The following is a 2,393-nucleotide window of genomic DNA, read 5'->3' as shown; positions in this document are numbered from 1 at the left end:
TTCCGGCCGGGCACGGTGCGGCAGCTGATCGAGCCGATCTTTCACAGCTATCTGGGCGATCAGACGGGTCAGGCGATCGAGATTGTCTATAACCCCGAATTCCTGCGCGAGGCGTCGGCGGTGGATGATTTCTTCAACCCGCCCAAGATCGTTGTCGGCACGGCAGACGGAAACCGCTCGGCGGTGATGGACGAGATGCACGAAGGTCTGGATGCACCGGTGTTCTACACCGCGTTCGAAGAGGCCGAGATTACCAAATTCGTCGACAACACCTGGCACGCCACCAAGGTGGCTTTTGCCAATGAGGTGGGCCGGATCTGCCACAGCATGGGCGTGTCGGCAAAAACCATGCACGAGATTTTCGTCTCGGATACCAAGCTGAACATCTCGGCCTATTACACCCGCCCTGGGGGCGCGTTTGGGGGCTCGTGCCTGCCCAAGGATGTGCGCGCGCTGCAACATATCGCGGGCGAGGTGGGGGCGCATACGCATCTGATCGACAGCCTGTTGCAGACCAACCAGGCGCATAAAACCTATCAGGCGCAGGATATCATGGCGCGGCTGCCTGATGGGGGCCGGGTGCTGATGGCCGGGCTGGCCTTCAAGGCCGGAACCGATGATCTGCGCGAAAGCCCCAATGTCGATATCGCCCGGCGCCTGTTGCAGGCGGGCTATCAGTTGTCGATCTATGATCCGGCCATCAAACCGGCCGATCTGCGGGGGCAGAACCTGGGCTATGCCTTTACCCACCTGCCCAACGTGGGCAGCCTGCTGGTGGACCGCGCCACGGCCGAGGCCGGGCCCTGGGATCTGGTGGTCGGCTCGAACCGGATCGTGAATGATCTGAACCTGGGTGATGCAGAGGTGATAAGAACCTATGAATATGACTAGCCCTGTGCCCGCCGTTCAGCCGATTTCGTTCGACGAGCTGCGCCAGAGCCAGCCCCTGAAGGGCCTCAAGGTTCTGATCGTGGTTGAAAACCTGCCCGTCCCCTTTGACCGCCGCGTCTGGATGGAGGCGCGCACGCTGGCCGCGGCCGGCGCGCTGGTCTCGGTCATCTGCCCCACCGGCAAGGGCCATGAGGAACGCGTGTGGGAAGATGAAGGCATCAAGGTCTATCGCCACCCGCTGCCGCTGGATGCCAGTGGCGCGCTGGGGTATCTGCTGGAATATGGCGCGGCGCTGTTCTGGGAAAGCTGGCTGTCGCTGAAGATCAAGTTCACCCGCGGCTTTCACGTCATCCATGGCTGCAACCCGCCTGACCTGATCTTTCTGGTGGCGCTGCCCTTCAAGCTGTTCGGCGTGCGCTATCTGTTCGATCACCACGACATCAACCCCGAGCTTTACGAGGCCAAGTTCGACAAGCGCGGCTTCTTCTGGAAGCTGATGAAGACGTTCGAGCGGCTGACTTTCGCCTCGGCCCGGGTGTCGATTGCCACCAATGAAAGCTATCGCAAGATCGCCATCGAGCGCGGCGGCATGGCGCCCGAGGATGTGTTTATCGTCCGGTCCGGTCCTGACCTCAGCCGATTGCAGCATCTGCCCCCGAACCCGGCCTGGCGCAACGGGAGGAAATACATGGTGGGTTATGTCGGCGTCATGGGCGATCAGGAAGGGATCGACCTGCTGCTGGAATCCGTGGCGCATCTGGTCAAGGTTCAGGGCCGCGACGATATCCAGTTCTGTCTTGTGGGCGGTGGTCCCAGCTTGGACAAGCTGCAAGAACAGTCTGCCGAAATGGGTCTGTCGGACTATGTCACCTTCACCGGCCGCGCGCCGGATCATGATCTGTTCGAGATCCTGTCGACCGCCGATGTCTGCGTGAACCCGGACCGGGTGAACGAGATGAATGACAAATCCACCATGAACAAGATCCTCGAATACATGGCCTTCGAGAAACCCATCGTTCAGTTCGACGTAACCGAAGGGCGGTTCTCGGCACAGGAGGCCTCGCTTTACGCCAAGGCCAACGATCCGGTGGATATGGCCGACAAGATCACCGAATTGCTGGCCGATGACGAACGTCGCGCCGCCATGGGCCGCTATGGCCGTGCCCGGGTCGAGGCCGAGATGGCCTGGCCCCACCAGGTGCCCGCGCTGATCGCGGCGTATCAGCGGATCTGGAAGGGGTAAGGTCGGCTATTCCGCAGCCTGTTTGGTTTTCAGGGGCTTTGGAGTCTTCCGGTGCCGCAATTGCATGGCTGGGGCCTCAACATAATGCCATGACAGCATCGCGCAGATCATTGTTAGTGGAAATGATATGACCATGTTGACGATAGGGGTGGTGACCCCGGCCTGCGCCACCAACTGCTGAATGGGAAAGGCATAAATGTAGACACCGTAGGAATAGTCGCCCAGCTTGTTGTAGTGCAGCAGCAGAGGCGTTTTCGCG

At 60.6% G+C, this 2,393-nt stretch carries 3 protein-coding genes; 2 read left to right on the top strand and 1 reads right to left on the bottom strand.

The genetic code is table 11. The features are described 5' to 3' along the window. Both AC2FNN_RS21450 and AC2FNN_RS21445 read left to right on the top strand, forming a co-directional pair. The coding region (locus tag AC2FNN_RS21450; protein WP_496760528.1) for a nucleotide sugar dehydrogenase at window positions 1–891 on the top strand (891 nt) is incomplete at its 5' end. Further along, window positions 878–2,134 (top strand): glycosyltransferase family 4 protein, encoded by a 1,257-nt coding sequence (locus tag AC2FNN_RS21445; protein ID WP_496760527.1) that lies wholly within the window; start codon window positions 878–880, stop codon window positions 2,132–2,134. The genes AC2FNN_RS21450 and AC2FNN_RS21445, both read left to right, overlap by 14 nt. Before the next feature lie 6 nt (window positions 2,135–2,140). On the opposite strand, the gene AC2FNN_RS21440 is transcribed toward AC2FNN_RS21445, so the two are convergent. Beyond that, window positions 2,141–2,393: acyltransferase family protein (locus AC2FNN_RS21440; protein ID WP_496760525.1), on the bottom strand; the 253-nt coding region annotated here is incomplete at its 5' end.

The organism is Ruegeria sp. BHSA118 (assembly GCF_059613405.1).
The sequence above is the reverse complement of the archived record's forward strand: the minus strand, read 5'-3'. Positions and strand labels throughout refer to the sequence as shown.